The organism is Shewanella sp. 2_MG-2023, from assembly GCF_030548905.1.
Lineage (GTDB): Bacteria > Pseudomonadota > Gammaproteobacteria > Enterobacterales > Shewanellaceae > Shewanella > Shewanella electrodiphila.
Window position 1 is genome coordinate 127407 of the sequence record NZ_JAUOSO010000005.1, and the last position, 26036, is coordinate 153442.

The following is a 26036-nucleotide window of genomic DNA, read 5'->3' on the forward strand; positions in this document are numbered from 1 at the left end:
AAAATGAAGCAGGGCTTTGATCATTTAAGACCGATTTGGGCTGCGGTGCGAGAGGGGAGTGTAGATAAGTCGGATGAGTTGCAAGCTGTCGCCACTGAAGTGTGGCAATTTCGCACGCAATTACAAAAGGATATTGTCGCAATGAAACTAAAGTTAGCCGAAGATCCTGCAGCAAAATTGAATTTGCCCGATTATGCTCTTTTTAGCTGGCAGTAATAACCGGGCCTAACACTCGAAATAAAAAAAAACCGCCAACTGGCGGTTTTTTAGTTAAACCTCACTTAAAAGATGAGGTTTAAAATAAGCAGCTTAGCTGATTTCAGGTTCACTACTGTAATCAAGACCGTGATAGCTTAAGCAAGTTTCAACTTCGTTAGCTGATCCTAAAATTACCGCTACACGTTGGTGAATGGCTTCTGGTTCAATATCTAAGATGTCACCATAACCAGTTGAGGCTTTACCACCGGCTTGTTCTACTAATAATGCCATTGGGTTAGCTTCATACATCAAACGTAGCTTATACGGCTTCTCAGGGTTCTTGTTATCGGTTGGATACATAAAGATACCACCACGACATAACACGCGATGTACATCACCCACCATGGCTGCAATCCAGCGCATATTGAAAGACTTCTCACGAGTGCCAATTTTACCTAGCAACAAATCGCTAATGTAAGTTTGCATTGGCGCTTCCCAAAAACGTTGGTTTGACATATTGATGGCAAACTCAGCAGTGTCTTGGCTGATGCTAACACTCGGATCTGTTAACAAGAATTCATTAGTATCAGGGTCTAGAGTATAAAGTTGAGTGCCATTACCTGTCGTTAATGCCATCATGGTTGATGGGCCATATAGAACATAACCAGCAGCAACTTGCTGACGACCATTTTGTAAAAAGCTGTTTTCAGTTAACTCACCAGCTTGTGCTGGTAGTACTGAGAAAATAGTGCCTACCAAAGAATTAATATCAATGTTTGAAGAACCATCTAATGGATCAAAACACACAAGGTATTCACCTTGCTTATTCACTTCAACCACATAGTCTTCTTCTTCAGATGCTAGACCACGCACATTACCTTCGGCTTTGAGTGCATCTTTGAGCATATCGTTGGTGATAACGTCGAGTTTCTTCTGTGTTTCGCCTTGGACATTCTCTTGTTCAGTTGCACCTAAAACGCCTGCTAGTGCGCCATGGCGAACTGCTTGGCTAATTTCTTTTGAACAGTCAGCTAAGCTCAAAATTAATTGTGAAAGAGATTCTGATACAGCTTGTTTTGTAAGGGTTTGTGTCAAAGTTTGCATGCTTGTTCCTAAGACAGTAGAGGTTAAGGTCGGTAACCAGTGGTTAATGTTCTATTTTATTGCCACAGATAATACCTTAGTTCGGGTGACATTACAGCGTGAAAAAGATGAGCAATATATGACTTCGGACTGATTTGTTATAAACTCACGCAAAATACCTACTTTAGGTTGGTATTTGGTTAAATTGAAAATAATAACAATAAGAAATTTACACCATCATTTTTTGTAAGGAATGACCATGATGACGAAATGGAAATCTACGGCACTTTCAGTGTTATCCGTAATTCCGCTAGTAATGACTAGTTCTCTTTTCTCGACCTACGTATTGGCCTCAACAATGAATATGACAGGTAATAACACTCCGCTTACTATTGAACGAATTCATGCTTCGCCAGCCTTAGCTGGTGCAAGCCCTAGAGGACTGAAGTTGTCTCCAGATGGTAGATTGGTGACATACCTTGCAAGTCGTGAAGATAATCAACACTTCTACGATTTATGGCAAATGGACATTGCAACGGCAAAGCGCAGTATTTTACTCAATGCCGATAAATTAGCTTCGGGTGAATTATCAGATGAAGAAAAAGCACGCCGCGAGCGCCAACGTATTTATGGTCAAGGGATCATGGAGTACTTCTGGGCTGATAACAGCGAAGCATTATTGATCCCAGCTGCTGGCACTTTATATTATTTTACCATTGCTGATAACAAAGCGGTGGAGCTTGATACTGGCGAAGGTTTCGTTACTGATGCGCGACTATCGCCAAAAGGTAAGTATGTATCTTTTGTGCGCGAACAAAACATTTATGTACTAGAACTCGCTAGCTCAAAACTGACTCAGTTGACCTTTGATGGCAAAGGTCCGATTAAAAATGGTATGGCAGAATTTGTCGCCCAGGAAGAAATGGGCCGTATGACAGGTTATTGGTGGTCGCCAGACGAGTCATCTATCGCGTTTACTCGTATTGATGAGTCAGGCGTTGAATTAGTCACACGTAATGAAATTTATGCAGACGGGATTAAACTCACCGAGCAGCGTTACCCATATGCGGGTAAAACAAACGTTGAAATAGAGTTAGGCGTGATTACGCTTGCCAAAGAAGGAAAAGAGCAACAAGTTTCATGGATCGATTTAGGTAAAGACAAAGATATTTATTTGCCGCGAGTCAAATGGCTACCTGATAGTCAGCATTTATCATTTCAGTGGCAAAGCCGCGATCAGCAAGCGCTTGATTTACGCATTGTAGATGTTAAAAGCAATAACCCTGCAAAAACGGTAGTGGCTGAACGAAGCGAAGCTTGGGTTAACCTCAATGATGATTTACAGTTTTTAAAACAGCAAAAGTCATTTATTTGGGCGTCAGAACGTGATGGTTTTAACCACCTTTATTTGTTCGATGTAAATGGCAAAGTATTAAAGCAATTAACCCAAGGTGATTGGGCGGTTGATGCGCTTGAGTTAGTTGATGAAAAAGCAGGATGGGTTTATTTCTCTGGTCGTAAAGATTCTGTAGTTGAACGTCATTTATACCGAGTGCCATTAGCTGGTGGCGAAATCGAAAAACTCTCCAGCCGTAACGGCATGCATTCTGCGGTATTTGCAGATAATAAACCTGTTTACTTAGATTACTTTAATAGCCTAAGTCAGCCGCCACAAGTGAGCTTACACGATGAAAAAGGTAAGCAATTAGCTTGGGTTGAGCAAAATGAAGTTAATCAGTCACACCCTTTGTATGACTTTGCGGGTCTTTGGCAAATGCCTGAGTTTGGAGAGCTAAAAGCTGAAGACGGCCAAGCACTGCAATATCGTTTATTTAAACCTGTACCATTTGATGACAGTAAGAAATACCCTGTTGTTGTTCGCGTTTATGGCGGTCCACATGCGCAATTAGTGGTGAATAGTTGGAGCGAAGCGGATTACTTTACTCAGTATCTACTGCAACAAGGTTTTGCGGTATTTCAATTAGATAATCGTGGCTCTGCGCACCGTGGTACTGAGTTTGAATATGTTATTTTCCAAAACATGGGCGATGCAGAAGTCGAAGATCAGAAAGTGGGCGTAGATCATTTACGTAGTCTGCCTTATATCGATGGAAACAATATTGCGATTTATGGTCATAGCTATGGCGGTTACATGGCATTGATGGCGCAATTTAAAGCACCTGATTATTTTAAGGCTGCAATATCTGGCGCACCGGTCACAGATTGGCGTTTATATGATACGCATTACACAGAACGTTACATGGGTCATCCTGAAAGAAATCAAACAGGTTATGATGCCAGTAGTGTTTTACCTTATGTGAAAAATTATCAATCAGGATTGATGATGTATCACGGCATGGCTGACGATAATGTGTTGTTTGAAAACAGCACTCGCGTTTATAAAGCCTTGCAGGATGAAGGTAAATTATTTCAGATGATGGATTATCCAGGTTCGAAACATTCAATGCGTGGTGAAAAAGTTAGAAATCACCTTTATAAGTCATTGGCTGCTTTCTTGGAAAATGAGTTGAAGTAATGACGGTAGCGGTACTAATAGCCCTCAATGTGATAGCGGGGGCTTTGTGTTTAATGAGCTTAATTGAATTGTTTAAAGACAAAAGGCGTAAATAATTCGATCAGTTAAACTACATTCATAAGAAGTAACGTCTCGGTATTTAAAACGTAGCTTACCCCTTCGTTTCGAGATTGAGCTTTAGCCAAAGAATATTCGTAATATAGTTTGTCCGTTAAGCTGAATTACAGCCAATAAAAAAGCCAAGTCATCGACTTGGCTTTTTTTATTTCCGCTATAAGCGAAAATTAATCTTCTAAGTTACCGCAAAAACGATAGCCTTCACCGTGGATAGTCGCGATGATTTCTGGCGTATCAGGTAAGCTTTCGAAATGCTTACGGATGCGACGAATGGTTACGTCAACAGTACGGTCATGTGGCTTAAGCTCACGGCCAGTCATCTTCATTAACAAGTCAGCACGAGTTAAGATTTTGCCTGGGTTTTCTACAAAGTGAAGCATCGCGCGGAATTCACTGCGTGGAAGCTTATAAGATTCACCTTGTGGGCTTACTAAAGAACGGCTGTTGATTTCTAAGCTCCAACCATTGAAACGGTAGAATTCTACAGAACCTTTTTCTTCGATTTCTGCACCAGCACTATTAACGCGAGTTAATAAGTTGCGAGCACGGATAGTTAATTCACGTGGGTTGAATGGCTTAGTGATGTAGTCATCAGCGCCAATTTCAAGACCAAGAATTTTGTCAACTTCGTTGTCACGACCAGTTAAGAAGATAAGGCCGATATTGTTAATTTCACGAAGCTCACGAGCTAACAATAAACCGTTTTTACCAGGAAGATTGATATCCATAACAACAAGATTAATCTTATTATCCTGCATGGCTTTATGCATTTCTGCGCCATCGTTTGCTTCAGTTACTACATACCCTTCTGCTTCAAAAATACTACGCAGTGTATTACGGGTTACAGCTTCATCTTCAACAATAAGAATGTGTGGGTTTTGCATGTTATTTACCTAAATTAAAAACAATTGATTCTAGTCATGTTGCACTAGGGCGTTGGCGTGTTTATTAATGAAACGCCGATAATTTATAAATTTCACGATAGGTGTTTATCTATGTCTGCCCTGAACAAAACACGCTTCATGACTAGCTACATTATATACACTCAGCTTAATACATTATTAAAAGAGACATACGTGACATAAATGTGATCATAAAAAATCCATATTCTCATTGTATGCTGAGTCTTAACTCACTCACAATCAGTCTAAAGATCTATTAAAACAATGATTCGTTACACTATGAGATTAAATTGCTCATAAAAGTTCCTTGGCAATTTAATAATGTTCTATATTTAATGTTATCTAAAAATGTAGAACAAAATGCTCAAGCTTGATTATTTAATGGTGAAAAAATGTACCGATAAATGTAACAGCTTGTGCCACAACTTATAGTTATGTAGCAAAATCTAGCTAGTGGTGATTATTGTACTCGTTTTAGGCATTTGTTAACAAATGAAATGTTAACAAATTTACGCATTAGAATTGTTACAAAATTGAATTTTTTAATAAGCCTTTGATTTTGCTGTTTAATTTAATTATTGTTCTTGTGACTTGCATCACATGGACTATGAGCGTGAATAAGGGTTTGCTACACTTAACTGGGATTAACAGAGAATATTAGATAATGGATAATTTAATTGATAGCCTTTGGCACAAGTATCAAGGAACACAATTTTTACTCACGCAGCGCTTATCTAATGATATTCCTTTCGCCATTGTCACCGCACACAATCCTCTTGGTAGTGTGCTCACTCCTTGCCAAAATCGGTTATTAGACCGTCGTTTACAGCGAAAAATTGAACAATATAACAGTCCATATCGTTCACTTATTGGCGCAGCTCCTGATTTATCGCATATGGAAAAAAGCTGGGCAGTCTTTATTGATAAACAGCAGGCGTTAGAATTAGGGCGAGAGTTCAAACAACATGCGATTTATTATGTGAACCAAGGTTTATTGTCTCTAGTGGCTTGCGGAGATGCGCCAGATGATGAAGTGATGATTGGCGACTTTACAACACGTACCCAGCTAGTGAATGAACTACCAGATTTGCACGAGTAATTTTTAGATATTATTGCTAATTAAGTATTGTTGTTAATTAGGTATTGTTAATTAGGTATTGTTAATTAGGTATTGTTGATTAAGGTGAGATCTCTGCCCAGAAGTCGTTAATGGTATCTTTATGTAGGTTTTATTCTAGCAAGAGCAGATTAAGGTTGAATAACAGCTTCATTCTGAAAGCGGATTGTAGAGCTAACTATTTATCACTTACTGACGGTTCACAATTGCATTGAAAATACGTATTCATTGGCGAGGTATATAAACCCTTTTAAGACATCATTGAGCAGTAATCGCTATTTTTGTTATTGCAGATGTATAATATTTGCTTCAACTATCCATTAGATTGTTTTTTGTATTCTTCTTTGTTGCTGTAATTTAAGTATTTATCTTATCAATTCCTTCAAAAAAGCTCTCCTGTTTGATTAAGCATTTAAATGTCGTATTTTCAGTATTCTGTTATTTAGTAACTTTATTACAAGTCTGAATTGACTTAGATGGTCATTTATTGGTATTTTTCACTTTCTTCCATTGGGAGAAACAGAAGAGGAGCGTTAGCTAGGTAGTGAGTCTGAGGAAAACCTATTCCGATGATGACTTATGAGGGAGATTAGCGCCGAGATATTCGAAGTGATTGGTTTAACTTCATATCGGTCGATTAGGCTGAATCCTAACGATTGTCACCTATTAATTGGTGGAGAGCTTCTGGTGAAAAGATTGCTGTTTCCCTTCTCTAAGGGTGCGTTATCACTGCACCAGGCTCTTCGAACGAAGTAAGTTCGGAGCGTAATCATGTTTTTAAATCTTATTGTTCAATCTGTAAATGCTAGTCAGCCTATTGCTGAGGTGCTGTCATGAGTTTAGTTGTTGCTAAATTTGGAGGCACATCGGTTGCCGATTTTTCTGCAATGAATCGCTGTGCAGGTATCATTCTTGCTAATTCTAATACTCGTGTTGTTGTCGTGAGTGCCTCAAGTGGCGTGACTAATTTACTGGTTGAGTTGACTCAAGCCAACGTAAATGACCAACGCCGTATGGCTTTGTTGACTCAAATTGCCCAAGTTCAATATGACATTGTTGATAAGCTAGAGCGCCCACAAGATGTGGCGGCAACAATTGATAAGCTACTCAGTAGAATGTCAGTACTTAGTGATGCGTTAGTGCTAGATAGAAGCAAAGCCATTATTGATGAGTTACTCTCAATGGGTGAGCAATGTTCTTCATTGTTATTTTCAGCAGTTATTCGCCAAAAAGGCACGCCTTCGAGTGCATTTGATGTAAGACAAGTACTGAGAACCGATAGTCACTTTGGCCGTGCAGAGCCACAGATAGAGAGTATTGCTTCTTTAGCCGCTGAACATTTAGCGCCGCTTTTAAATGAACAGGTCATTGTAACTCAAGGGTTTATTGGTGCAGACAGTGAAGGGCACACGACAACATTAGGCCGTGGTGGCAGTGATTATTCAGCAGCTTTATTGGCTGAAGCGCTTAAAGCTGATGCGGTAGAGATTTGGACTGATGTTGCTGGTATTTATACTACTGACCCTCGTTTGGCCCCTAATGCTAGACCGATCCCTGAAATCAGCTTTAATGAAGCCGCTGAAATGGCGACTTTTGGCGCCAAAGTATTGCATCCTGCGACTATTCTTCCTGCTGTTCGTCAAAAAATTCAAGTCTTTGTAGGTTCAAGTAAAGCACCTGAGCAGGGCGGAACCTGGATCCGTCATCAAGTTGAAGAGGTCCCTGTTTTTCGCGCCGTTGCTTTAAGACGTGATCAAACATTACTAAATTTACATAGCTTACAAATGCTACATGCTCAGGGCTTTTTAGCGGAAACCTTCGCAACGCTTGCTAAGCATAAAATCTCTGTTGATTTAATTACCACATCAGAAGTTAATGTCTCGCTGACACTGGATAAAACCGGTTCAGATTCAAGCGGTCAAGGCTTATTAAGTGAGTCGTTATTGCAAGAGTTATCACAGCATTGCCGAGTTAGAGTAGAAGATAATCTCGCTTTAGTCGCGATTATTGGTAATAAAATCGCTTCAACAGCTGGCATATGTAGTCGTGTATTCTCAGTACTAGAAAACCATAATGTTCGCATGATCTGTCAAGGCGCGAGCCCACACAACTTATGTGTGTTAGTGGCTGAATCAGAAGCGGCAGATGTAGTAAATTCATTGCATCAAAATCTATTTGAATAAGTAATGCCAATAAGGTTAAAAATGACAGCATCAACCGGTACTTCTAAAGCACTGACTTCGCAAGTTGAGTTGGGAGAATTGGCCACTGGTCAAGCGCTTACAGCGCCTTTGTTTAGTTTTAAAGGAAGCGATAGCGCTGCGCCTTCTGTGTACATTCAAGCAAATGTTCATGGCGCAGAAGTACAAGGTAATGCGGTTATTTATCAGCTAATGACCTTGCTAGAATCATACACTATTTTAGGTGATATTCGCTGTCTTCCACTTGCTAACCCACTAGGTATAAACCAAAAAAGTGGCGAGTTTACCCTGGGGCGGTTTGACCCGATCACTGGGGTCAATTGGAATCGTGAATATTATGAACATGCTGATATTATTAGCAATATTCCTCAATGGTTTGAACTAAACCAAGGATTATCAGATGCTGAGTTAGTCGTGGCTTTTCGTGAATTATTAACCCGTAGCTGTCAACAACGTATCGCCAATACTTGGGGCATAAGCACAGGACACCGCCTTGCGGTTAGCTTGCAATCAATGGCCCACGACGCTGATATTGTATTAGATTTACATACTGGTCCGAAATCAGCCAAACATTTATATTGTCCTGAATATGATGTTGAAGCCGCTGGATTCTTCTCTATTCCCTTTTCATTGATAATTCCAAATGAATTTGGCGGTGCGATGGACGAAGCCGCTTTTTATCCATGGTGGCAGCTTCAACAATATTGCGCCACCCAACAACGTCATTTTGATGTACCGGTTGCCGCATTTACCTTAGAACTGGCTAGCCAAGAGCGCATTGATATGGCCGACGCTAAAGAAGATGCGCTAGGAATTTTGGCTTATTTGAGTCACCGAGGTGTGATTGAAGAGAAAGTGCTACCAGCTGAGATGCCGCGCTGGGGCTGTTATTTGAAAGATTACAAAAAGTTTCATGCACCAAAAGCGGGATTAGTAGAATATTGTGCAGAAGTGGGCAAGCCGCTGGCAGCAGGTGAGTCGTTAGTTACCCTATTAAGACTTGATCAATATGGCTCAGAACAAGCGTTAACGTCAGTGAGTTTACCTTGTGATTGCGTGCCTGTTTTGCACTTTGCTTCGGCATCAGTGCATCAAGGTACTGAGCTGTATAAAGTGATGACGAATGTGTTTGAGATTAAATGATGTATGATTTTTCCTGGGTTTAGAGTTTAGAGCTTAGAGCTTAGGCTTAGGCTTAGGGCGTAGTGCTTAGAACTTAGAACTTAGGACTAGAACTTAGCTATCATTTGGGACACTCAATACCAAATATAAACTGCGTAAGGTAAGTGGGTTAAACTTTCGAAATAACCCACTTTAATTCTTGTTAACTCTTCAATATTTCAAGTGGCATAGCCAGCATGTCATCACCAGAGCCTGCAAAGTACCAGATAATTCCAATCAAAATACCCACAGTTAAAAAATACCAAATCGTAGAAAATATCTGGCCGTATCTATCTAACGGTAATAAATGACTTTGATGGCGGGTTTTCCATTCAAACACAATTTCTAGGCTACCGATTAATAACAAGAAACCAAGTAATGCTAAACCTAAACTGTAACTGATGAACACACCGATTGCTGCGCCAGCCATACAGGCGATAAGCCCGACCATGCTGTTCATCGAAAAGGTAATGCTTTTTAAAATATGACCGCCATCTAAAGGTAAAATTGGTAGTAAATTAAACAGGTTTAGTAAGGCGTTAAAACTAGCGAGGCCAGCGAAGAATATATTGCCAGTGACCCAGTAAGCTATCATGCAACCTATCGACATTATTAAGCCAAATGTGGGCCCCATGATAGATATCACTACATTTTGCCAACGGGTATTAATGCGCTCGTCACTGACCGCTAAACCACCCATGAATGGGATGAGATAGATGCCTTTAGTCTTCATGCCAAAGTGTTTCATTGCCTTGATATGACCGTACTCATGGATAACCAAACAAGCGATTAATGCCAAGGCAAACTCGATTGAAAAAAGCCACGAATAGGCAGCAACACTCGCAGCTGCCAGCATCGCTTTAACCACTTTGGCACTTTTAAGTAATTTAAATCCTAAAGATGCCAATCCCACCATACTGAATTGTTGTTTTTTTACTGGGGCAACTTCAGGAACTTGTTGTTCAATATCCTTGGTATTACGTTGTCCTTCAGCAATGGTGTCTTTATCGACGAGCACTACATAGTTTATGAGAAACGGCTGCCATTGCACATCGGCTTCGAGACGGACTTTTATGATGTTTCTACTGGCTTCTGTAATGACATCATCAGTGCTCGATGTTTGCATGGAAGCGGGCCGTGATAACTCAAACTCATGTATGTTAAAAGCCTGATTATCTACAGATGCTGACTTTTGCGAGACTAATTGATTGTCCCAATATAGTTGTTGCCAGCCCGCCATGGAGCCTTCTAATCGTAGGCGTTTACCAAGGCATTCTATATTCAGCAGTTCCATAAATTTAGCTGTTCCATTGTTATGATGAGAAGTTGATGATTGGTGGTGTGATTTAATTGATACATTGTTCGATGCAATTATTAAAAACGCTAGGCATTCTGCCTGATAGGCAAAGGCGACTCAAGCTAAATAGATTCAAGATAAGCGACAGCTTCAATCCCTTGCTTTATATCACTAAAAACAATTTTAGCGCTACAGCAATGGCCGTTTAATACTGCGTGTTGTCGAACCAAATGGATAAAACTGACAATATCGATAGGGTGTTGGCTTATTTCAAGTTGAGGTAATTCCGCTGTGGGTTGTGGTACCTGCATCAAGCTTGAGTCTATCGTCGGTTCGATAACAATATTAAAGGTTAGCCCTGCAGTGTCTAATAGCTGATCTTGGTGATCATAGATGTGTGGTTGCAAGCAACAAAACTCTAGCCAATCTCTCTCACTGGCTAGATAAATCAGCTCTTCACTTTCTTGTTGCTTGATAATTGCAGGCCAACAAATGTTATCCATAGCATTTATCACCATCAGTTTTAATGGCTACCGTAATCAAAACTGATTTCATTATGAAGGTTTTTAATCTGACAAGGTCCATGCTCTCTTTGGGTTCGATTTTGAGCAGGGCCAATATGGATTTCGACATTGGAGAAAATATGCTGTTCAGCTTGAATAAAGTGCTTGCTGTAATAACCTCCGACCTCTTGTTGTAACTGTTTACACTCAGACTCTGCTTTAGCACGGTTATTCGCGACTTCTTTCTTTTCATCGAGCATCATTTTCACTTGCTCTATCATGCCAGCGTCAGTTTGCCATTCTGATTTAGGCGGAAGTTTTCTGAGCCGAGCTTCGATATCAAGCCCCATCACAACTAATTTTTTCGCTTTAGCATCGCACTCTTTAACTTCTGCTCTAAGCTCTGCTTGGTGCATAGCGCAATAAAGTTCTGTTTTTGTGCCTGCGGTTGCACCAAAGGCGACAGCTTTAATGCCTTTTTTAGCGGTTGCTCTACCGCCAACTAAATCACCGCGCTTTGCGCTAGGATCGCTGACAGTAATAACGCTATCCGATTGCGAATGACTATGCAGAAGTTGCTTAGTCACTAAAATATCACTGTGGGCAGTTAAATTTGAATATTGTACGAACTGAGCACAAATTTGCCCTTGCGCTGTGATGTTATTACTGAGTTCATGTTCTTTAATCTGCCTGCCAATAATGCCTTTGCTGACAATAACATCACCATCGGCTTCTAAGGTTGCTGATTCAACAAAGCCCATGACCGTAATGTCACCACTGCTTTTTACTTTCATACCTTCATGAACGTCACCTGTGATTAAAATACTGCCTTCAAAATCAACATGACCATACTTTACGTCGACATCTTTAATTTGCAGCACGTCATCGACTTGCATACCTTTTTTGTTTTCAACAGGCTGACCTGCCACCGTAGCGATCAGTTTATATGGATCTTCAGGGTCGATTTCTGTGCCACTACCAGGCTGCATCGACAGATCTTTTCCTTCAACCTGTAATATGGCTTCACCATGGATGTTATATCCAGCAGTGCCAGAAGTTGCAGGCGTTTTAACCATTAATACATCACCAGGTTTAACCATTATCATGGCGCCTAGGTTACGCATATCTACCGAGCCGTCTTCACGCTCTTGTGGTTGCAATAATCGCTCACGAGCAAGTGGAACTTTTCTACTCAAGCTAGCATTAATACCGTTGGCGGGTAATTTACCGACGGCGATAACACTGTCACAAGACTCACCTGGGGGAAGAATGGCTAATTGCTGAATAAGAGATTGAATTTTCGGCTTACTTAAGCCCATTTTTACTTTGTAAGATTTAAGTCCGTTGAGGATCATTGGCAGTGATGGATCTTTGCCGCCCCAAGCAGCTTCTAACGTCATCGAGGCAGACATTTTATCTTCGTTTATATCTATGATGACTTTGCCATCAGCACGCTCAGCAATAACAAAAAATAACTCATGTTGACCGTTATCTTGACCACATAGCGCATTGATTTCGGCAACAGCATTATGAATGTTGTGCTGCATGGGGCGCAGCATGGCAAACTCAGGTTGAGTTAGCAGTTTACTGACATCGTCTTCAGACACTGGCCCATGAGTGTTGGGGATAACACGAAACTCAACTTGAGTTTGGTTTTCATTAAAAACCGCTAAGCTCCAATCCAACATAAAATACCTTTTATTCATAGCCTGAGAAGGTTATCAGGTCAATGCGCCTTAGTGACGTTCTTGTTATTAACTAACAAAATGTAGCGGTTTTTTATGATAAAAACTAGTCAGAACGCAGTTGTTTTTTCACTAAATGATATATTTTTCTTAGAAACCTAATAACTGTTAAAACTTTGTTACTTATGAAAAAAATATAGTTTGTACTTATTGTTTTCAGCTGGCACGTTCACTTGTCCGAATTCTTCAGCAATTGTGTCTGCATAGGGGAGGTTTCTGTTAGCAACGATTTGCCAAACCCCTTTATTTGACAGGCTGTTAGCGCTTGATTTTACGAAGTCTTTAGCAATTTGTGTGGTTGCCGCTAAACCGTCATGGAAGGGTGGGTTTGAGATGATGCCATCAAATTTACCAGATATTTGTTTAAACCCATCTGAAGCATATACATTGGCTTTCATGTCATTTGCCTCAAGTGTCAGCTCGCAAGCTTTTAATGCCATGGCATTAATATCGATACAATCAATATTAAGACTCGGGTTAGCCTTTAGCATCGCCGCACTAATAACGCCAGCGCCACAACCAAAGTCGAGTACTCTGCCTGTGAGCTCGGGTAGGTGTGATAACAATAGCTCTGTGCCTTGATCAAGTTTCTTTTCGCTAAACACGCCCACTAAATTGCAGATTGTGATATTACCTTGAGGTGTGGCCAACTGATATTGACTCACCCAGTCATTAATATTCAGCTTAGGTGCTGCTTGTATAAGTTCAGCGACAAACAATAAACAATGACGAGCATTATCGCGTTTTAACGCGGTTGAATAATAGTTTGGTAGTAATTTAGCCAGAGACTTTACGCCGCCTTTGTTTTCCCCAATGACAATGAGTGTACCGCCAACATTAAGGTGCTTGGCAGCCAACAGGAAAAGGTATGGCGCGAGAGCTTTTGCTTTTGGGAAGTAAATCACCACAGTATCAAAAGTTTGTAACTGAGCATCTACAGGGACGTCATGGCCAAAATAACAGTGTAGGTTTGCTTTTGTCTGTTTTGCTATTGTTTGATGATGATTAAAATCTAAGGCTAATGCAGTCACTGAGCTAGCAGTATCCAGCAATTCAACAGCTAAGGCATCTGCTTCATGATTTAGAATCAGTACATTCTGGTTTTCGACAAATTGAATGTTTCGTAGCAGAACTTGAGAAGTGTTGGTGAGCACAGAATCGACCTTAATATATTAACCCAATAGTTATTGGCGGATTATAGCAAATAAGTCGTGCAGTGTTTATCTCTAAACTCACTGAAAATGAGCAACGTCAGTACAACTCAATAGTGTGCTTCTTGATGCAAAACTTGTAAATGGTGAGCAAATAAAAAGAGCAACTCATCGATTTAATGGGTTGCTCTTAATATCAGTACTAATTTGATTAAAAATCTAATTAAGTGATTGTTTAGTTTGAGATTTGCGGTAATAAGCTCATCATTTTAGTTGCGATTTCAGTGTTATCTTGATGACCACTGAATAAACGTGAACCAGGCCCTGCAGCAAATACTTGTACATCTGATGCAGTATGTCCCACTGAAGTCCAGCCAGTGTTAGTACGTAAATCAATAATGGTCATGATTGACTTAGTCAGCTGCTTTTGACCTTGCATTCTCGCTGTATCTAAAGTGCTAAGTTCTTGCTCAGAAGCTTCGAAGCCGACAAATTTATTAAAACTGGCTTGCCAATCATCAGTGCCGATAAGCTGCTCTGCAATCTTGTTTGGTGAAGCGTTAATGTTATGCAGTATCTCTGGTTTCCAAGCATATTCACCATTAGCACCAATCGATAAACCACCGGTATTATGATCGGCTGTAACGACCATTAGGGTATCTTGGCTTTCACGTACAAATTGCTCTACCACTTCAATTGCGTTAGCAAACTCGTCCATCTCGCCCATTGCCGTCGCAATGTCATTGGAGTGTCCTGCCCAGTCAATCAGGCTGCCTTCAACAATTAACACAAAGCCTTGTTCATTTTGAGATAATAACTGCAAAGACTTTTTGGTTAATGTACTGAGTTTGTAGCCTTGCTTATCGTCAATGACCCAAGGCAATTGCACTTCAGCAAATAGACCAAGGACTTTAGGTTGAGAAATGTTTTCAAGCTCTGAAAATTCAGTAATGTGTTGGTAGCCTTTGTTAGTAAATTGCTTGAGTAAGCTATCAGAGAAATATTTTTGCCCGCCGCCCAATATGACATCTGCATCTGAATCTAAATAAGCTTCAGCTATTTCAACATAGTTTCTGCGGTGCTCGTTATGTGCGAAAAATGCCGCAGGCGTGGCGTGGTTCACTTGGCTAGTGACGGCAAGGCCGGTTGATAAACCGCGCTCTTTTGCCATCTCCATTATCGATTTGAGAGGACGCTTCTCTACATCAACAGAAATCGCGCCATTATAGGTTTTAAAACCAGTGGCAAGTGCTGTCGCCGAAGCCGCTGAGTCGGTGACATAGCCACTTACAGAAGCTGGATAGGTACTTGCCATACCAACCAACAAACGGTCGAAGACTGTTTGTTCTATTTCTTCTGTTTCAGGGTTATCTTTGAAATAACGATAGGCAGTTGTATAAGCGGGTCCCATGCCATCACCAATCATAATAACCATGTTTTTAGGTTTAGATGGTGCTGTTGATACTCTGACTTGTTTGCTGGCGATATTGGTAATAGGCGCCACGATATCAGCAGGTAATGTGGTTGGGTCGATTTCGTTATCTACTTTTTTCGCCGCATTGTCAGATGCTTTGATAATTGAAGTGTCCGATACACTAGAGACGTGCACTTGGATCTGTGATGCAGTTTGTTCAGCTTTAGTATCAGCTTTTGCTAGTAATTGTTCGTTAGCAAATGTGCTATTTGAAAAGCACAGGGTTATCCCGAGTATTAAGCTCAGTGTTGTTCTTATTAGCATGGTAAATCCTGAAAAACTATCGTGTTCAAAACTTAAAGCACCAGCCTATCAGCAATGTTAATAGGCTGGATACAGATTAAGCTTGTTTATTAACTCGTACTTCAATGGCATCCATCAACATGCCAGTAATGTCGACATCAAATGCAGCTTCAATTTCTTTAATACAAGTGGGGCTAGTAACGTTAATTTCGGTGAGTTTGTCGCCAATCACGTCTAAACCGACAAAAATAAGCCCACGTTTTTTGAGCTCAGGACCTAATGTACGAGCGATATGGAAATCACTTTCTGATAAAGGTTGTGGTACACCGCTTCCGCCAGCTGCTAAGTTTCCGCGAGTTTCGCCTTTCATTGGAATACGCGCTAATGAATAAGGCACGGGTTCACCATCAACCACTAAAATGCGTTTATCACCTTGTTTAATTTCAGGGATAAAGCCTTGCGCCATCGCATAGCGTGTGCCGTGTTCGGTTAAGGTTTCTAAAATCACTCCAATATTCGGATCATCCTGTTTGACGCGAAAAATTGAAGCGCCGCCCATTCCATCAAGTGGCTTAAGAATGATATCGCCTTGTTCAGCTAAGAAATCACGGATACGTTTAGCATCGCGCGTGACAACGGCTTCTGGGGTAAATTCTGGGAACCAAGCAGTAAATAGCTTTTCATTAGCATCGCGAAGGCTTTGCGGCTTATTGACGATCAAAACGCCTTCTTCTTCAGCGCGTTCAAGCATATAAGTGGCATAGATAAATTCAGTATCAAAAGGCGGATCTTTACGCATTAAAATGACGTCTAAATCAGCAAGTGGTGTGTCGATGCTTTCACCTAATTCAAACCACTTGTCGGCGTTATTTTCAACTGTTAACGAACGCATATTGGCCATTGCCTTACCATTTACCATGGCAAGATCTTGCATTTCCATATAATACAGTTGGTAACCGCGTGACTGAGCAGCCATTAACATGGCAAAGCTAGAGTCTTTTTTAATGTTAATGTCGCTGATTGGATCCATTACTATGCCGAGCTTGATCATACTTTTATCCTTATTTTCTCAATGCTTATATCATTGATTAACCGATATCACCGAATCTTAGTTGCAAAGCGGTAATCGCAGTTAGTGAAGCTGTTTCTGTTCGTAACACTCGTGGGCCAAGTAATACGTCTGTAAAGAGGTGCGTTTCTGTCATGGCGATCTCTTCTTTTGATAGACCGCCTTCTGGGCCAATTAATAACCGCACTTTGTTATTTTTTAATGATAAACCATTAATACCATGTGCTGCCCGAGGGTGCAGGTTCAACTTTACTGCATCTGTTTGCTCTGCGCACCATTGGCTTAAAGTCATTGCAGGTCTGACTGTAGGCACAAAACTGCGCCCTGATTGTTCGCAGGCACTGATGACAATTTTTTGCCACTGATTGATTTTCTTTTCTAGGCGCTCGCCACTGAGTTTGACGCCGCATCGATCAGAAAACAGCGGTGTAATCGTGGTAACACCTAATTCAACTGATTTTTGAATGGTGAAGTCCATTCTGTCACCTCGAGAAATTACCTGACCTAAATGCAAATTCAGAGGAGATTCAGATTCGTTAGCTGTTTGTTCGATAATCTCAACGGTGACGTTTTTCTTATTCGCGCTGACAATGGTTGCAAGATAATCATAGCCATCACCACAGAACAGGCTAATGTTGTCACCTTCATTCATGCGTAACACTCGGCCGATATGTGCAGCACCATCTTCGTCTAGTTTTACTTGCTGATTAACAGTAAGTTCATTGATAGGTTGATAAATTCTTGGGACGCGCATAGTAGATCCTTAATCAATGAGGCCGAGATTCTGACATTGTTTTAAAACAAAACTATTATGATTGCCTTGGTTTTTTGCAATAAGTTGATCCCGTAGACATTCTACTTGATCAACTGGATAAGTTTTATTCCATGCTTCAAATAAACGTTTTTGGCTGGAAGAAATAGATAATCCATAGTCTTGTTGCATATAAAAATAGGTTCGAGCAATGGCGCCGCGACTTTGCTTTGGCGGCTGAGCCTTACGACCTTTAAAGTCGACTACCATAGCACACTGGCCGTATTGAGTGGCTTGTCCATTCCATTCGCTAAATCGGTAGTTACTTCTATCGCCGTTCACTTCACCGACAGCAGGGGTTAGGTTGTGCAAGTCAGATTCCATTTTTTTAAATTGGCTACTGGTTCTGCCACAATTCTTACGCCCACCATCTTGCCAACATTGCAGCTGATGACCAAACTCCCACGCCGAGACTACATGTTCCCATTCAATTCTATTGGCTCTTGGGATTTGCTTACGGACTTGATAACCGCAACTTTCTAAATCTGGTTTCCATTGTTTACCAACGACATTGATATCACAACCACAATAGAAGCTCGTCATAGGCAAAGAAGTACTATAAATTTTTTGAGCGACTTTTTTAGCACTTCTAAAACTAGTGGGGTGCTTTGCTGCTTGCGCGCTATAACTTGTGATAATGACAGCAAGAAAGATAAACAGCAGTGTTGGCAGTTGATATATTTTGTTTGTTTTATGGTACGACACAATAAACCCTAACTTCATTAATACGGCACAATTGATACGGGTTGGTATCAGTTGATATTTGCGAAGGATGGTAAGGGATTGGTACCTGTGATGCAATCAGATTAACTAATCAAATAAGCTATTTATTATGCTTTTGCTGCCAGCACTTGCGAGCAGTTTTTACAGCGATACTGGGTTTGATTGCGCAATACTTTATTGTGGCGTCTAATTGATAACTGCACTGGGCCACATGCACAATAATACTCGAACTGTTTACCTGCTACAGACTGGGTATTAAGTTGATGAGTGGTGTGTGCTGGGACGTTATAAACTTGGTGCATGATGCGCTGCCATTCAACGCCATGGGGCTTTACTCGCCCAAATAATTGATAACTTAACAGATGGCTAATTTCATGTGGCACGACTTGTTCAATAAATTCCGTACTGTTTTCTTCAAGTAACACAGGATTAAAGCGTAATTTATTCAGCTGTAAATGTGCTGTACCTGCACTTTTTCCTCTTAAGGTAAATTGAACAATGGGTCTTGGGAATTGACGGCCGAGAATTGCCTCTGCCTGTTGGTAATCAGCTTCAATCTTTTTAAGTACAGATTGTTGAACTTCAGTTTTAGGTAGGCAGCTTTTAGCTATAGAGCGGGCATGGGATGAACCCACACTGCTTGCTTTGGTAGAAGAGAGCTTTGTTGGGCGACTAAACAAGGTTTTGAACATAGAAGCTGGCTTGTACCTGACTCAAATAATCGTGGTTCATGAATGTATAATCACAATACATTGTTATGGAGAGTGGTACCCAACAATGGCGATATCAGTGAGTATATTTTGTGGAGCTGGATTGCTGCAATCCGGTTGCAGCAAATCCATTTATAGCATTGATTATTCAGCTGCTGCCAGTTTTACCATTTCAACGATTTGCTCAACGATAGCCCATTCAGTATCTGCATCATAGCCGCTGACTCTCGGGGTATGAATGTGACCTACTGGAATATCACGGTTAAATTGTTGTTTGAGTAAGATACTGCGGTATGAAATCTCATTTGATAAATAACCACCACCTGAACCTTCTACCGAGGTTTCATTTGCCAATTCATAAATTGATTTCGCATCAAACTGTCCACGGCTGATAGTAGTGACCTGATGATTATCATTCACCTGCCATTGGCCTTCTGCTTTTTGCATGGCGCTTACAGGTAAGGAAAACTCAACAAACTCTGGACCATTTAATGTGCCACCATTAAAAAACGGCGCTTTAGGTGCTGCTTTGTTCGCGCCAGTATAAACATTTAAGTTATCTGGGGCTGCTGCACTTCTGCCGCGAGCCGGAAAGCGTTCAATATCAAAGTCATCGCGTCCCATACTCACAGTGAAAATCATATCGATGCTGTTATCGCGATACATTGGTGTGAGTAATGATTCGATAATGCCGTTATCAAAGTCGGCAAATCTGACTGGGATCATCACGGTTTCAATTTGTGCTTGCTGTCCATTAACATCAAACGTCATACCGTCGAGTGCTAATGCTGTTAAGCCTGATGGATTGCTTTGGGTGATGTCTTTATCTAAAAAGAAAGGATCAAAACCTGTCAGTAAAATTTTGATGCGAGTTTCTGGTTTAAAGTGAATATCGCTTAAACCACGAGAAGACTTTTCAAATGCCTTAACAAGAATGTCTCGTTGCCAAGGGACGATGTTATAGCCTGCATCAGCGGTTTTTAAGGTTTGGCGCATTGCCAATCGGCTCCAGTAAAGCGCGCGGTCATCGTAGTTGCCCGCTTTTACATCTGCGACAGCTTGTTGCCATAATTTTGTACCTTGTGAGGCAACCATTTGGGTAATGGCTAACTCATCTGTTGAGGCACTAAGCTGGCTATCTAATTGACTATTTAAATTATCAAAACGGTTCGCCACATCCGCCATAACATCCATCACTTTAGGTAAACGTAATTCTTCAACGTCTAGGTTTGCGGCATCATTTTTGGCACAACTGGCTGCTGACGTTAACAGTGCTGCAGCAATTAAGGTGCTGATAATTAAGGGCTTGAACATGGCTATTCCTTTAGGATGTCTTTTCGTTGTTATGGTTTAATTTACCACGGCTTTCATACTAATTCATTATTGATTGCAAAGACTCTTGGCTACTATATCGTTTGGCAAAAAAGTCTAGAAAGGCACTAATATTATTGGCTAATTGCTTACGGCTTGAATAGACGCCATAAACTTTAAATGATTCCATTGGCCATTCTTGTAATATCGGCACTAGGCTGCCTGCAGCAAGCTCTTGCTTACAACTGTTATTTGATAACATCGCAATGCCAAAGTCATCTTGTGCTAAGCGTTTGACCATACTGGCACTGTTCACTCTCACTTTACGTTGAAAGCTTGCCATGGTCTTGCGACTACCTTTACCCACAGGCCAAATTGGCGCGGATAAACTGGTGCCTAATAATATGCCGCTGTGTTGTGCCAACTCTTGTGGGGTAGCAGGGGTGCCTGATTTTTTGAGATATCCGGGACTTGCGACTAAAATAGGTTGACGTTCAAATAGCAGTTTAGCCACTAAGTCAGAAGATTCTAGTGGACCATATTTAATGGCGATGTCATATCCTTCACCGACTAAGCCAACGTTACTGTCGGTAAATTGAACGTCCAGTTCGATATTAGGATAAAGGCGCATAAAGCTACTGCATAAGTTAGCGATCACTTCTTGGGAGAATGAGACTGGTATGGCCACTCGTAGTGAACCTGAGATATCACTATGGGTATTTTCAATAATGGCTTTGGCTGCATCGATTTCTTGACTGATAGAATCACAGTGTTGAAAGAATAACGAACCGACTTGAGTGAGACTTAAATTACGGGTGTCACGTTGCAGTAACCGCACGCCTAGCTGCTCTTCTAGCTGAGCAACCTTGCGACTAATGGTTGATTTTGGTTGTCCGATGTCTCGGGCTGCTTGGGAAAAACCTTTTGCTCTAACTACTGCTGCAAACAGCATCATACCGTTTAAATCAGGCACCTTAGCCTCACTGTCTCAAAAATGGAACAAAGCGTCTCCGATAGTTTAATGGTAATTTGACAGGGAACAAAGTTATATTTACCGTCTAAAAATTTTAGAGGCTATATAAGCAGAGGATCTTTTGATGACTAGCAAAAAGCAGCCCGTAAACAAGACAACAGCTCAAGCGGCTGATCCGCTATTTTTACAAGCGGAACATTTAGCTAAAGATTTTTCATTATTTCCTGCTCATAGCAAGCAATCTTTGGCCGAAGAAATTAAAGGATTGTTATCTGAAGATGCAATTCAATCAAACTTAAAAGAGTTAGCGACATTAGATGTCGATACCTACGTGACGAAAGTCATTCAGCCAACTCAAGATAAGAATCGCCCAAGTGCAAAGCGTGTTATTGCTGATCTTAAAGGTAAGATGATTAGCGAAACTCACCTTGGTGCATTCTACAGTGCGGAAATCGAATTAAACTTTGGTTCTCGTACTCGTCGTGTTGGTTTTATTGCCCAAGAAAGAACCACGGGTAATGGCGCTTGGATGCCAGAACATCACTTAGCTGCATGTAAAGCTATTCGTCACTTCTCTGAACTATCAATGCCAATCGTTTATTTAATTGATACTCCAGGTGCCGATGCGGGTGAAGTCGCTAACAGCCAAAACCAAGCTCACACAATTTCTAAAGCGATTGCTGAAAGTGCTAACGTTGACGTGCCTACCGTCGGTATTGTTATCGGCGCAGGTTACTCAGGTGGCGCAATTCCATTAGCTGCAGCGAATATCTTACTTTCATTACGCGATGGTATTTTCAATACGATTCAGCCACAAGGTTTGCAATCTATCGCGCGTAAGTACAACTTATCTTGGCAAGAATGTGCCAAATCAGTGGGTGTTTCGCCTGAAGAGTTACTTACTGCAGGTTGTATCGATGGTATCGTTGACTTCTCTCCATACGATAAAGATGAGCGTCAGCATAATTTACGCCGCGCCATCATCAGTAGTATCGAAGCGGTAGAAACTGCTGCCATTAATTTCGTACGTGAATCAGAAGACTTACGTGAGCATTACGATCGTAGTTTGACCCGTTACTTGGACCCATCTAAGAACTTAGTGGCGTTAGAGAATAACCAAGGTTTGGCCGTTGCTAGCAGCCCAACCATGCACCACAACTTATTTGGTAGTGCATACCGTTATTTACGTTACCTAACACTGCGTAGCCGTATTCATTCAATTTCTGTTGAACAGTACGGTCGTTTATCAAAAGTGAGTGTGCCAGAAGGGGACTTACTTGAGCGTATCCAACAAGAGCAAGACAGTGTCTTCCAAGCTTGGTTATCAACACCTGATAAACTCGTTTACGATGAAGAATTGAATAAGCTTTGGGGCACGTTCGATAGTAAGCGTAATGAAATCTCTACTGAGCGTAACGTGATTACACGTTTCATTTTGGGTGAGCCAAAAGAGAACTATAAGAAAGCCCGTAAGGCATTATTGTTCAACATTGGTTGGTCTTTATACCATCGCTGGAAGAGTAACGCAGCTAACAACTTCAAAGGCTTGATTAAGCATCTTGAATCACTGCCAGCATCTAAAACGCAAGCACCTTGGCCAGAATTAAACCAGTTAACAGTACTGGATATTGTGGTTAACGATGAGCTGCGTGAAGATTTCATTTGGCAATGTCATAACGTACTTATCTTTAATGCGTTATACGACAATGTGGTTCAGAACTTAGCGTCGATTTCGAAAGAAGCGATGATGTCTAAGAGTCTTTCTCGTGAGTCAGTTGATAAGCTACTACATACCTCTATCGATATTGCACTCTCAAAAAATGATGACGCAAACGATAAAGCTAAGTTCTATAAATGGCTTAAATTCTTCATGGACCAATCTAACCGTGCAGAATTACTGACACGTGTAGAGCAATGGAAGAGTGTTGGTAACCCACAATTAAACGACAGCTTATTCGTTATCTTGACCTATTTCTTTGAGCGTTTATTACCTGAATACTTTGACAGTGAAGAAGACCAAAGCAAGTACACCGGTGCAATTAACCCTGTGCGTATTGGTCGTCGTAAAGATTTCTGGAACCGCCTCACCATGGGCTATCAAGATCTATTAATCCAAAAAGTACTTCGCGACGAAAAGCGCCAAGGAAAAATGGGTTGGGAGAATGTTATAGGTAAGTTCTTCAGCGAATTTGAAGAGTTAAATGGCGACAAAATGTCGGCTAACTTACTTAACTTCCCAGGTTTCCGTTTATCAATTGAAGATGCATTAGACAAAGGCATTCGCCCATGTGGTTTGATTACCGGTGTCGCTGACTTTGAGCATGGTGATAACAAACATCGCGTTGGTGTTGCCGTATCAAATATTGCTTTCCAAGCGGGTGCATTCGATATGGCCAGTGCTGAAAAATTCAGCGCGCTATTAATTGAATGTGCTAAGCGTAAATTGCCAGTGGTGTGTTTCATCAGTTCTGGTGGTATGCAAACCAAAGAAGGTGCAGCTGCACTATTCTCAATGGCTGTGGTTAATGACCGTATCACTCGTTTTGTTCGTGATAACGAGTTACCAGTGTTGATGTTCGGTTTTGGTGATTGTACCGGTGGTGCACAAGCAAGTTTTGTTACCCATCCATTAGTGCAAACTTATTACCTATCTGGCACCAACATGCCATTTGCTGGCCAAATGGTAGTACCTGCTTACTTACCGTCTACAGCAACGCTATCGAACTACTTGTCGAAAGTACCTGGTGCAATGACTGGCTTGGTTCACAACCCGTTCAGCGATACGTTAGATAGCCATTTATCAAGCATTGACCCATTAATGCCGCTACCTAATTTACATGCCAATGAAATCATTGCTAAAGCACTATCAAGCTTAGTGCCTGAAGTAAAAGCAATAGAAGAAAAGATTGTTCAAGACGATCCTCGTGAGCTGATGAAGCCTATCGATAAAGTCTTAGTGCATGCTCGTGGCTGTACAGCAGTTAAATTGATCCGTAAGGCCCACGACAACAAGATTAACGTTGTGTTAGTGGCATCAGATCCAGATATGACTTCAGTCCCAGCTGACATGCTTAAAGTAAACGATAAGCTGGTTTGTATTGGTGGTAATACATCAGACGAAAGTTACTTGAATGCTTATTCAGTACTTAAAGTCGCTGATTACGAAAATGTTGATGCGCTTCACCCAGGTATTGGTTTCTTATCTGAAAGCCCACAATTTGCCGCTTTATGTGTGAACAACGGTGTTAACTTTGTTGGTCCAAGCGTGCATTCAATGACGACGATGGGTAACAAGTCGAATGCGATTAAAACTTCACAAGACCAAAATGTACCTGTAGTACCTGGTTCGCACGGTATTTTGACCAATGCTGAACAAGCGGTGAATGTTGCGCTTGAAATTGGCTATCCAGTATTGCTTAAAGCAGTACAAGGCGGTGGCGGTAAAGGTATTCAAGTTGTAACTAAACCTGAAGATATGATTGGATTATTCCAAAAGACATCGACAGAAGCTGCTGCAGCATTTGGTAATGGTGACTTGTACTTAGAGAAGTATGTCACGTCTCTACGTCACATCGAAGTACAGTTACTACGCGATAAATTTGGTAACACCAAAGTATTGGGTATTCGTGACTGTTCAGTACAACGTAACAACCAGAAAGTGATTGAAGAGTCTGGTTCTACTATGTTGCCTGAAGAGCTGAAACAACGTGTACTTGAATATACTCGTGCCTTAGGTGATGCGACTGATTACATGGGCGCTGGTACGGTTGAATTTATTTACAACCTTGATGCTAACGAAGTGTACTTCATGGAAATGAACACACGTCTTCAAGTAGAGCATCCTGTTACTGAAGCAACTTCAGGTATTGATATTGTTAGCGCGCAGTTTGATATTGCTGCGGGCCGCTCAATTGAAGATTTACAACCTGTTGATCAAGGTTACGCGATGGAAGTGCGTGTGACTGCTGAAAAAGCCGCGCTTGATAGCGATGGTGTGCTGCAGTTATTACCTAATCCAGGAATGATCACTGAGTGCATCATGCCTGAAGGTGAAGGTATTGAAATTATCTCTATCGCTGAGACTGGTAAAGAAGTATCGCCTTACTACGATAGCTTAATTGCTCAAATCATTATTCGCGGTGAATCACGTGAAGATGTTGTGACTAAGATGTCAGCTTATCTTGATAGCGTAGTAATTAAAGGTATCGCAACTAACATTCCATTATTGAAGCTTATCCTCAAGGATGCGACGTTTAATGAAGGTGTTTACGATACCAATTACTTACCACGCCTAATGGCTGAGCTAGACGTGCCTGCACTTGTCGCAGAGATGGAAGCGGCTGCTGAAACAGTAGGTTTAGACACTGAATCACTGCGTGTTGCTGAAAGTAATGAGCTTAAAGTATTGGCACAAGGTGCAGGTATCTTCTATACCTCACCAGCACCAGGTGAGCCAGACTTTGTTAAAGAAGGTGACATTGTTACTGTGGATCAGAATTTAGCGCTTACAGAAGCGATGAAGATGTTCTCGCAAGTAACTCTAGCTGGATTTAACCGTCAAAACGCTGTGCTGTACCCTGAAAATCAGAAATACCGAATTGAGCGTATTCTGAATGGTAATGGCCAGCAGGTTTCTCAAGGCGATTTACTGTTTGTTATTTTACCTATTGATGGTGAGTAACAATCAATTAGCGTGATAGCAATGCTATTA

20 protein-coding genes and 1 riboswitch are annotated in these 26036 nt (G+C 41.1%); of the genes, 7 read left to right on the forward strand and 13 right to left on the reverse strand.

All coding sequences use genetic code 11. The features are described from left to right. The first annotated feature begins 3 nt into the window (after positions 1 to 3). Positions 4 to 216 carry a hypothetical protein gene (locus Q4600_RS07120; RefSeq protein WP_303514681.1) on the forward strand — a complete coding sequence of 71 codons (213 nt, stop codon included), beginning with the start codon at positions 4 to 6 and terminating at the stop codon, positions 214 to 216. 93 nt (positions 217 to 309) lie between these two features. On the opposite strand, the gene Q4600_RS07125 is transcribed toward Q4600_RS07120, so the two are convergent. Further along, positions 310 to 1302: a class 1 fructose-bisphosphatase gene (locus tag Q4600_RS07125; RefSeq protein WP_102526582.1), complete on the reverse strand. Its 993-nt coding sequence runs from the start codon at positions 1300 to 1302 to the stop codon at positions 310 to 312. Between Q4600_RS07125 and Q4600_RS07130 the strand changes: the two genes are divergently transcribed. Beyond that, complete coding sequence (locus Q4600_RS07130) at positions 1301 to 1435, forward strand: hypothetical protein (RefSeq protein WP_267869067.1); 135 nt, start codon at positions 1301 to 1303, stop codon at positions 1433 to 1435. The genes Q4600_RS07125 and Q4600_RS07130 overlap by 2 nt on opposite strands. Before the next feature lie 105 nt (positions 1436 to 1540). Further along, entirely contained in the window at positions 1541 to 3817 is a 2277-nt protein-coding gene (locus tag Q4600_RS07135; protein WP_303514672.1) for a S9 family peptidase, read from the forward strand. A gap of 284 nt (positions 3818 to 4101) precedes the next feature. On the opposite strand, the gene arcA is transcribed toward Q4600_RS07135, so the two are convergent. Beyond that, complete coding sequence (gene arcA / locus Q4600_RS07140; protein WP_102526580.1) at positions 4102 to 4818, reverse strand: two-component system response regulator ArcA; 717 nt, start codon at positions 4816 to 4818, stop codon at positions 4102 to 4104. Between the two features lie 682 nt (positions 4819 to 5500). On the opposite strand from arcA, the gene Q4600_RS07145 reads away from it, so the two are divergent. The 3 genes from Q4600_RS07145 to Q4600_RS07155 all read left to right on the forward strand — a co-directional run bounded on the left by Q4600_RS07145 (position 5501) and on the right by Q4600_RS07155 (position 9297). Continuing rightward, positions 5501 to 5935: a DUF3293 domain-containing protein gene (locus tag Q4600_RS07145; protein WP_229368516.1), complete on the forward strand. Its 435-nt coding sequence runs from the start codon at positions 5501 to 5503 to the stop codon at positions 5933 to 5935. A gap of 533 nt (positions 5936 to 6468) precedes the next feature. After that, positions 6469 to 6645: riboswitch (Lysine riboswitch) on the forward strand. Between the two features lie 141 nt (positions 6646 to 6786). After that, positions 6787 to 8136: a lysine-sensitive aspartokinase 3 gene (gene lysC / locus Q4600_RS07150; protein WP_102526578.1), complete on the forward strand. Its 1350-nt coding sequence runs from the start codon at positions 6787 to 6789 to the stop codon at positions 8134 to 8136. A 21-nt stretch (positions 8137 to 8157) separates the two neighbouring features. Further along, positions 8158 to 9297: a succinylglutamate desuccinylase/aspartoacylase family protein gene (locus Q4600_RS07155; RefSeq protein WP_102526577.1), complete on the forward strand. Its 1140-nt coding sequence runs from the start codon at positions 8158 to 8160 to the stop codon at positions 9295 to 9297. Positions 9298 to 9478: 181 nt separating this feature from the next. On the opposite strand, the gene Q4600_RS07160 is transcribed toward Q4600_RS07155, so the two are convergent. The 11 genes from Q4600_RS07160 to Q4600_RS07210 all read right to left on the reverse strand — a co-directional run bounded on the left by Q4600_RS07160 (position 9479) and on the right by Q4600_RS07210 (position 21325). Beyond that, on the reverse strand, positions 9479 to 10609 hold the full coding sequence (locus Q4600_RS07160) for a site-2 protease family protein (RefSeq protein ID WP_229368519.1): 1131 nt from the start codon (positions 10607 to 10609) through the stop codon (positions 9479 to 9481). A gap of 125 nt (positions 10610 to 10734) precedes the next feature. Further along, complete coding sequence (locus Q4600_RS07165) at positions 10735 to 11115, reverse strand: DUF4144 family protein (protein WP_303514665.1); 381 nt, start codon at positions 11113 to 11115, stop codon at positions 10735 to 10737. A 20-nt stretch (positions 11116 to 11135) separates the two neighbouring features. Further along, the gene (locus Q4600_RS07170; RefSeq protein WP_303514661.1) at positions 11136 to 12803 is read right to left on the reverse strand and encodes a DUF342 domain-containing protein; all 1668 of its coding nucleotides are present in this window, start codon (positions 12801 to 12803) and stop codon (positions 11136 to 11138) included. Positions 12804 to 12979: 176 nt separating this feature from the next. After that, the gene (locus tag Q4600_RS07175) at positions 12980 to 14014 is read right to left on the reverse strand and encodes a methyltransferase (RefSeq protein WP_303514660.1); all 1035 of its coding nucleotides are present in this window, start codon (positions 14012 to 14014) and stop codon (positions 12980 to 12982) included. A 232-nt stretch (positions 14015 to 14246) separates the two neighbouring features. Next, a complete protein-coding gene (locus tag Q4600_RS07180; protein ID WP_303514658.1) occupies positions 14247 to 15749 on the reverse strand; it encodes an alkaline phosphatase in 1503 nt (500 codons plus the stop codon). A gap of 76 nt (positions 15750 to 15825) precedes the next feature. After that, complete coding sequence (gene gshB / locus Q4600_RS07185; RefSeq protein WP_102526572.1) at positions 15826 to 16779, reverse strand: glutathione synthase; 954 nt, start codon at positions 16777 to 16779, stop codon at positions 15826 to 15828. 37 nt (positions 16780 to 16816) lie between these two features. After that, entirely contained in the window at positions 16817 to 17551 is a 735-nt protein-coding gene (rsmE, locus tag Q4600_RS07190; protein WP_102526571.1) for a 16S rRNA (uracil(1498)-N(3))-methyltransferase, read from the reverse strand. A gap of 9 nt (positions 17552 to 17560) precedes the next feature. Next, a complete protein-coding gene (locus Q4600_RS07195) occupies positions 17561 to 18280 on the reverse strand; it encodes an endonuclease (protein WP_303514870.1) in 720 nt (239 codons plus the stop codon). Between the two features lie 158 nt (positions 18281 to 18438). Further along, the gene (locus Q4600_RS07200; RefSeq protein ID WP_303514655.1) at positions 18439 to 19023 is read right to left on the reverse strand and encodes a SprT family zinc-dependent metalloprotease; all 585 of its coding nucleotides are present in this window, start codon (positions 19021 to 19023) and stop codon (positions 18439 to 18441) included. Positions 19024 to 19185: 162 nt separating this feature from the next. Further along, positions 19186 to 20355: a hypothetical protein gene (locus Q4600_RS07205; protein ID WP_303514652.1), complete on the reverse strand. Its 1170-nt coding sequence runs from the start codon at positions 20353 to 20355 to the stop codon at positions 19186 to 19188. Between the two features lie 58 nt (positions 20356 to 20413). Next, positions 20414 to 21325 (reverse strand): LysR family transcriptional regulator, encoded by a 912-nt coding sequence (locus Q4600_RS07210; RefSeq protein ID WP_102526567.1) that lies wholly within the window; start codon positions 21323 to 21325, stop codon positions 20414 to 20416. A 124-nt stretch (positions 21326 to 21449) separates the two neighbouring features. Here Q4600_RS07210 and Q4600_RS07215 point away from each other — a divergent pair, with 124 nt between their 5' ends. Further along, complete coding sequence (locus Q4600_RS07215; protein WP_303514648.1) at positions 21450 to 26006, forward strand: biotin carboxylase N-terminal domain-containing protein; 4557 nt, start codon at positions 21450 to 21452, stop codon at positions 26004 to 26006. Positions 26007 to 26036: the final 30 nt, after the last annotated feature.

Coding starts and splice junctions, on each gene's coding strand:
- Q4600_RS07120 (WP_303514681.1), top strand. CDS start 4: ATGAAGCAGGGCTTTGATCATTTAAGACCGATTTGGGCTGCGGTGCGA.
- Q4600_RS07130 (WP_267869067.1), top strand. CDS start 1,301: ATGCTTGTTCCTAAGACAGTAGAGGTTAAGGTCGGTAACCAGTGGTTA.
- Q4600_RS07125 (WP_102526582.1), bottom strand. CDS start 1,302: ATGCAAACTTTGACACAAACCCTTACAAAACAAGCTGTATCAGAATCT.
- Q4600_RS07135 (WP_303514672.1), top strand. CDS start 1,541: ATGATGACGAAATGGAAATCTACGGCACTTTCAGTGTTATCCGTAATT.
- arcA (WP_102526580.1), bottom strand. CDS start 4,818: ATGCAAAACCCACACATTCTTATTGTTGAAGATGAAGCTGTAACCCGT.
- Q4600_RS07145 (WP_229368516.1), top strand. CDS start 5,501: ATGGATAATTTAATTGATAGCCTTTGGCACAAGTATCAAGGAACACAA.
- lysC (WP_102526578.1), top strand. CDS start 6,787: ATGAGTTTAGTTGTTGCTAAATTTGGAGGCACATCGGTTGCCGATTTT.
- Q4600_RS07155 (WP_102526577.1), top strand. CDS start 8,158: ATGACAGCATCAACCGGTACTTCTAAAGCACTGACTTCGCAAGTTGAG.
- Q4600_RS07160 (WP_229368519.1), bottom strand. CDS start 10,609: ATGGAACTGCTGAATATAGAATGCCTTGGTAAACGCCTACGATTAGAA.
- Q4600_RS07165 (WP_303514665.1), bottom strand. CDS start 11,115: ATGGATAACATTTGTTGGCCTGCAATTATCAAGCAACAAGAAAGTGAA.
- Q4600_RS07170 (WP_303514661.1), bottom strand. CDS start 12,803: ATGTTGGATTGGAGCTTAGCGGTTTTTAATGAAAACCAAACTCAAGTT.
- Q4600_RS07180 (WP_303514658.1), bottom strand. CDS start 15,749: ATGCTAATAAGAACAACACTGAGCTTAATACTCGGGATAACCCTGTGC.
- gshB (WP_102526572.1), bottom strand. CDS start 16,779: ATGATCAAGCTCGGCATAGTAATGGATCCAATCAGCGACATTAACATT.
- rsmE (WP_102526571.1), bottom strand. CDS start 17,551: ATGCGCGTCCCAAGAATTTATCAACCTATCAATGAACTTACTGTTAAT.
- Q4600_RS07200 (WP_303514655.1), bottom strand. CDS start 19,023: ATGTTCAAAACCTTGTTTAGTCGCCCAACAAAGCTCTCTTCTACCAAA.
- Q4600_RS07205 (WP_303514652.1), bottom strand. CDS start 20,355: ATGTTCAAGCCCTTAATTATCAGCACCTTAATTGCTGCAGCACTGTTA.
- Q4600_RS07215 (WP_303514648.1), top strand. CDS start 21,450: ATGACTAGCAAAAAGCAGCCCGTAAACAAGACAACAGCTCAAGCGGCT.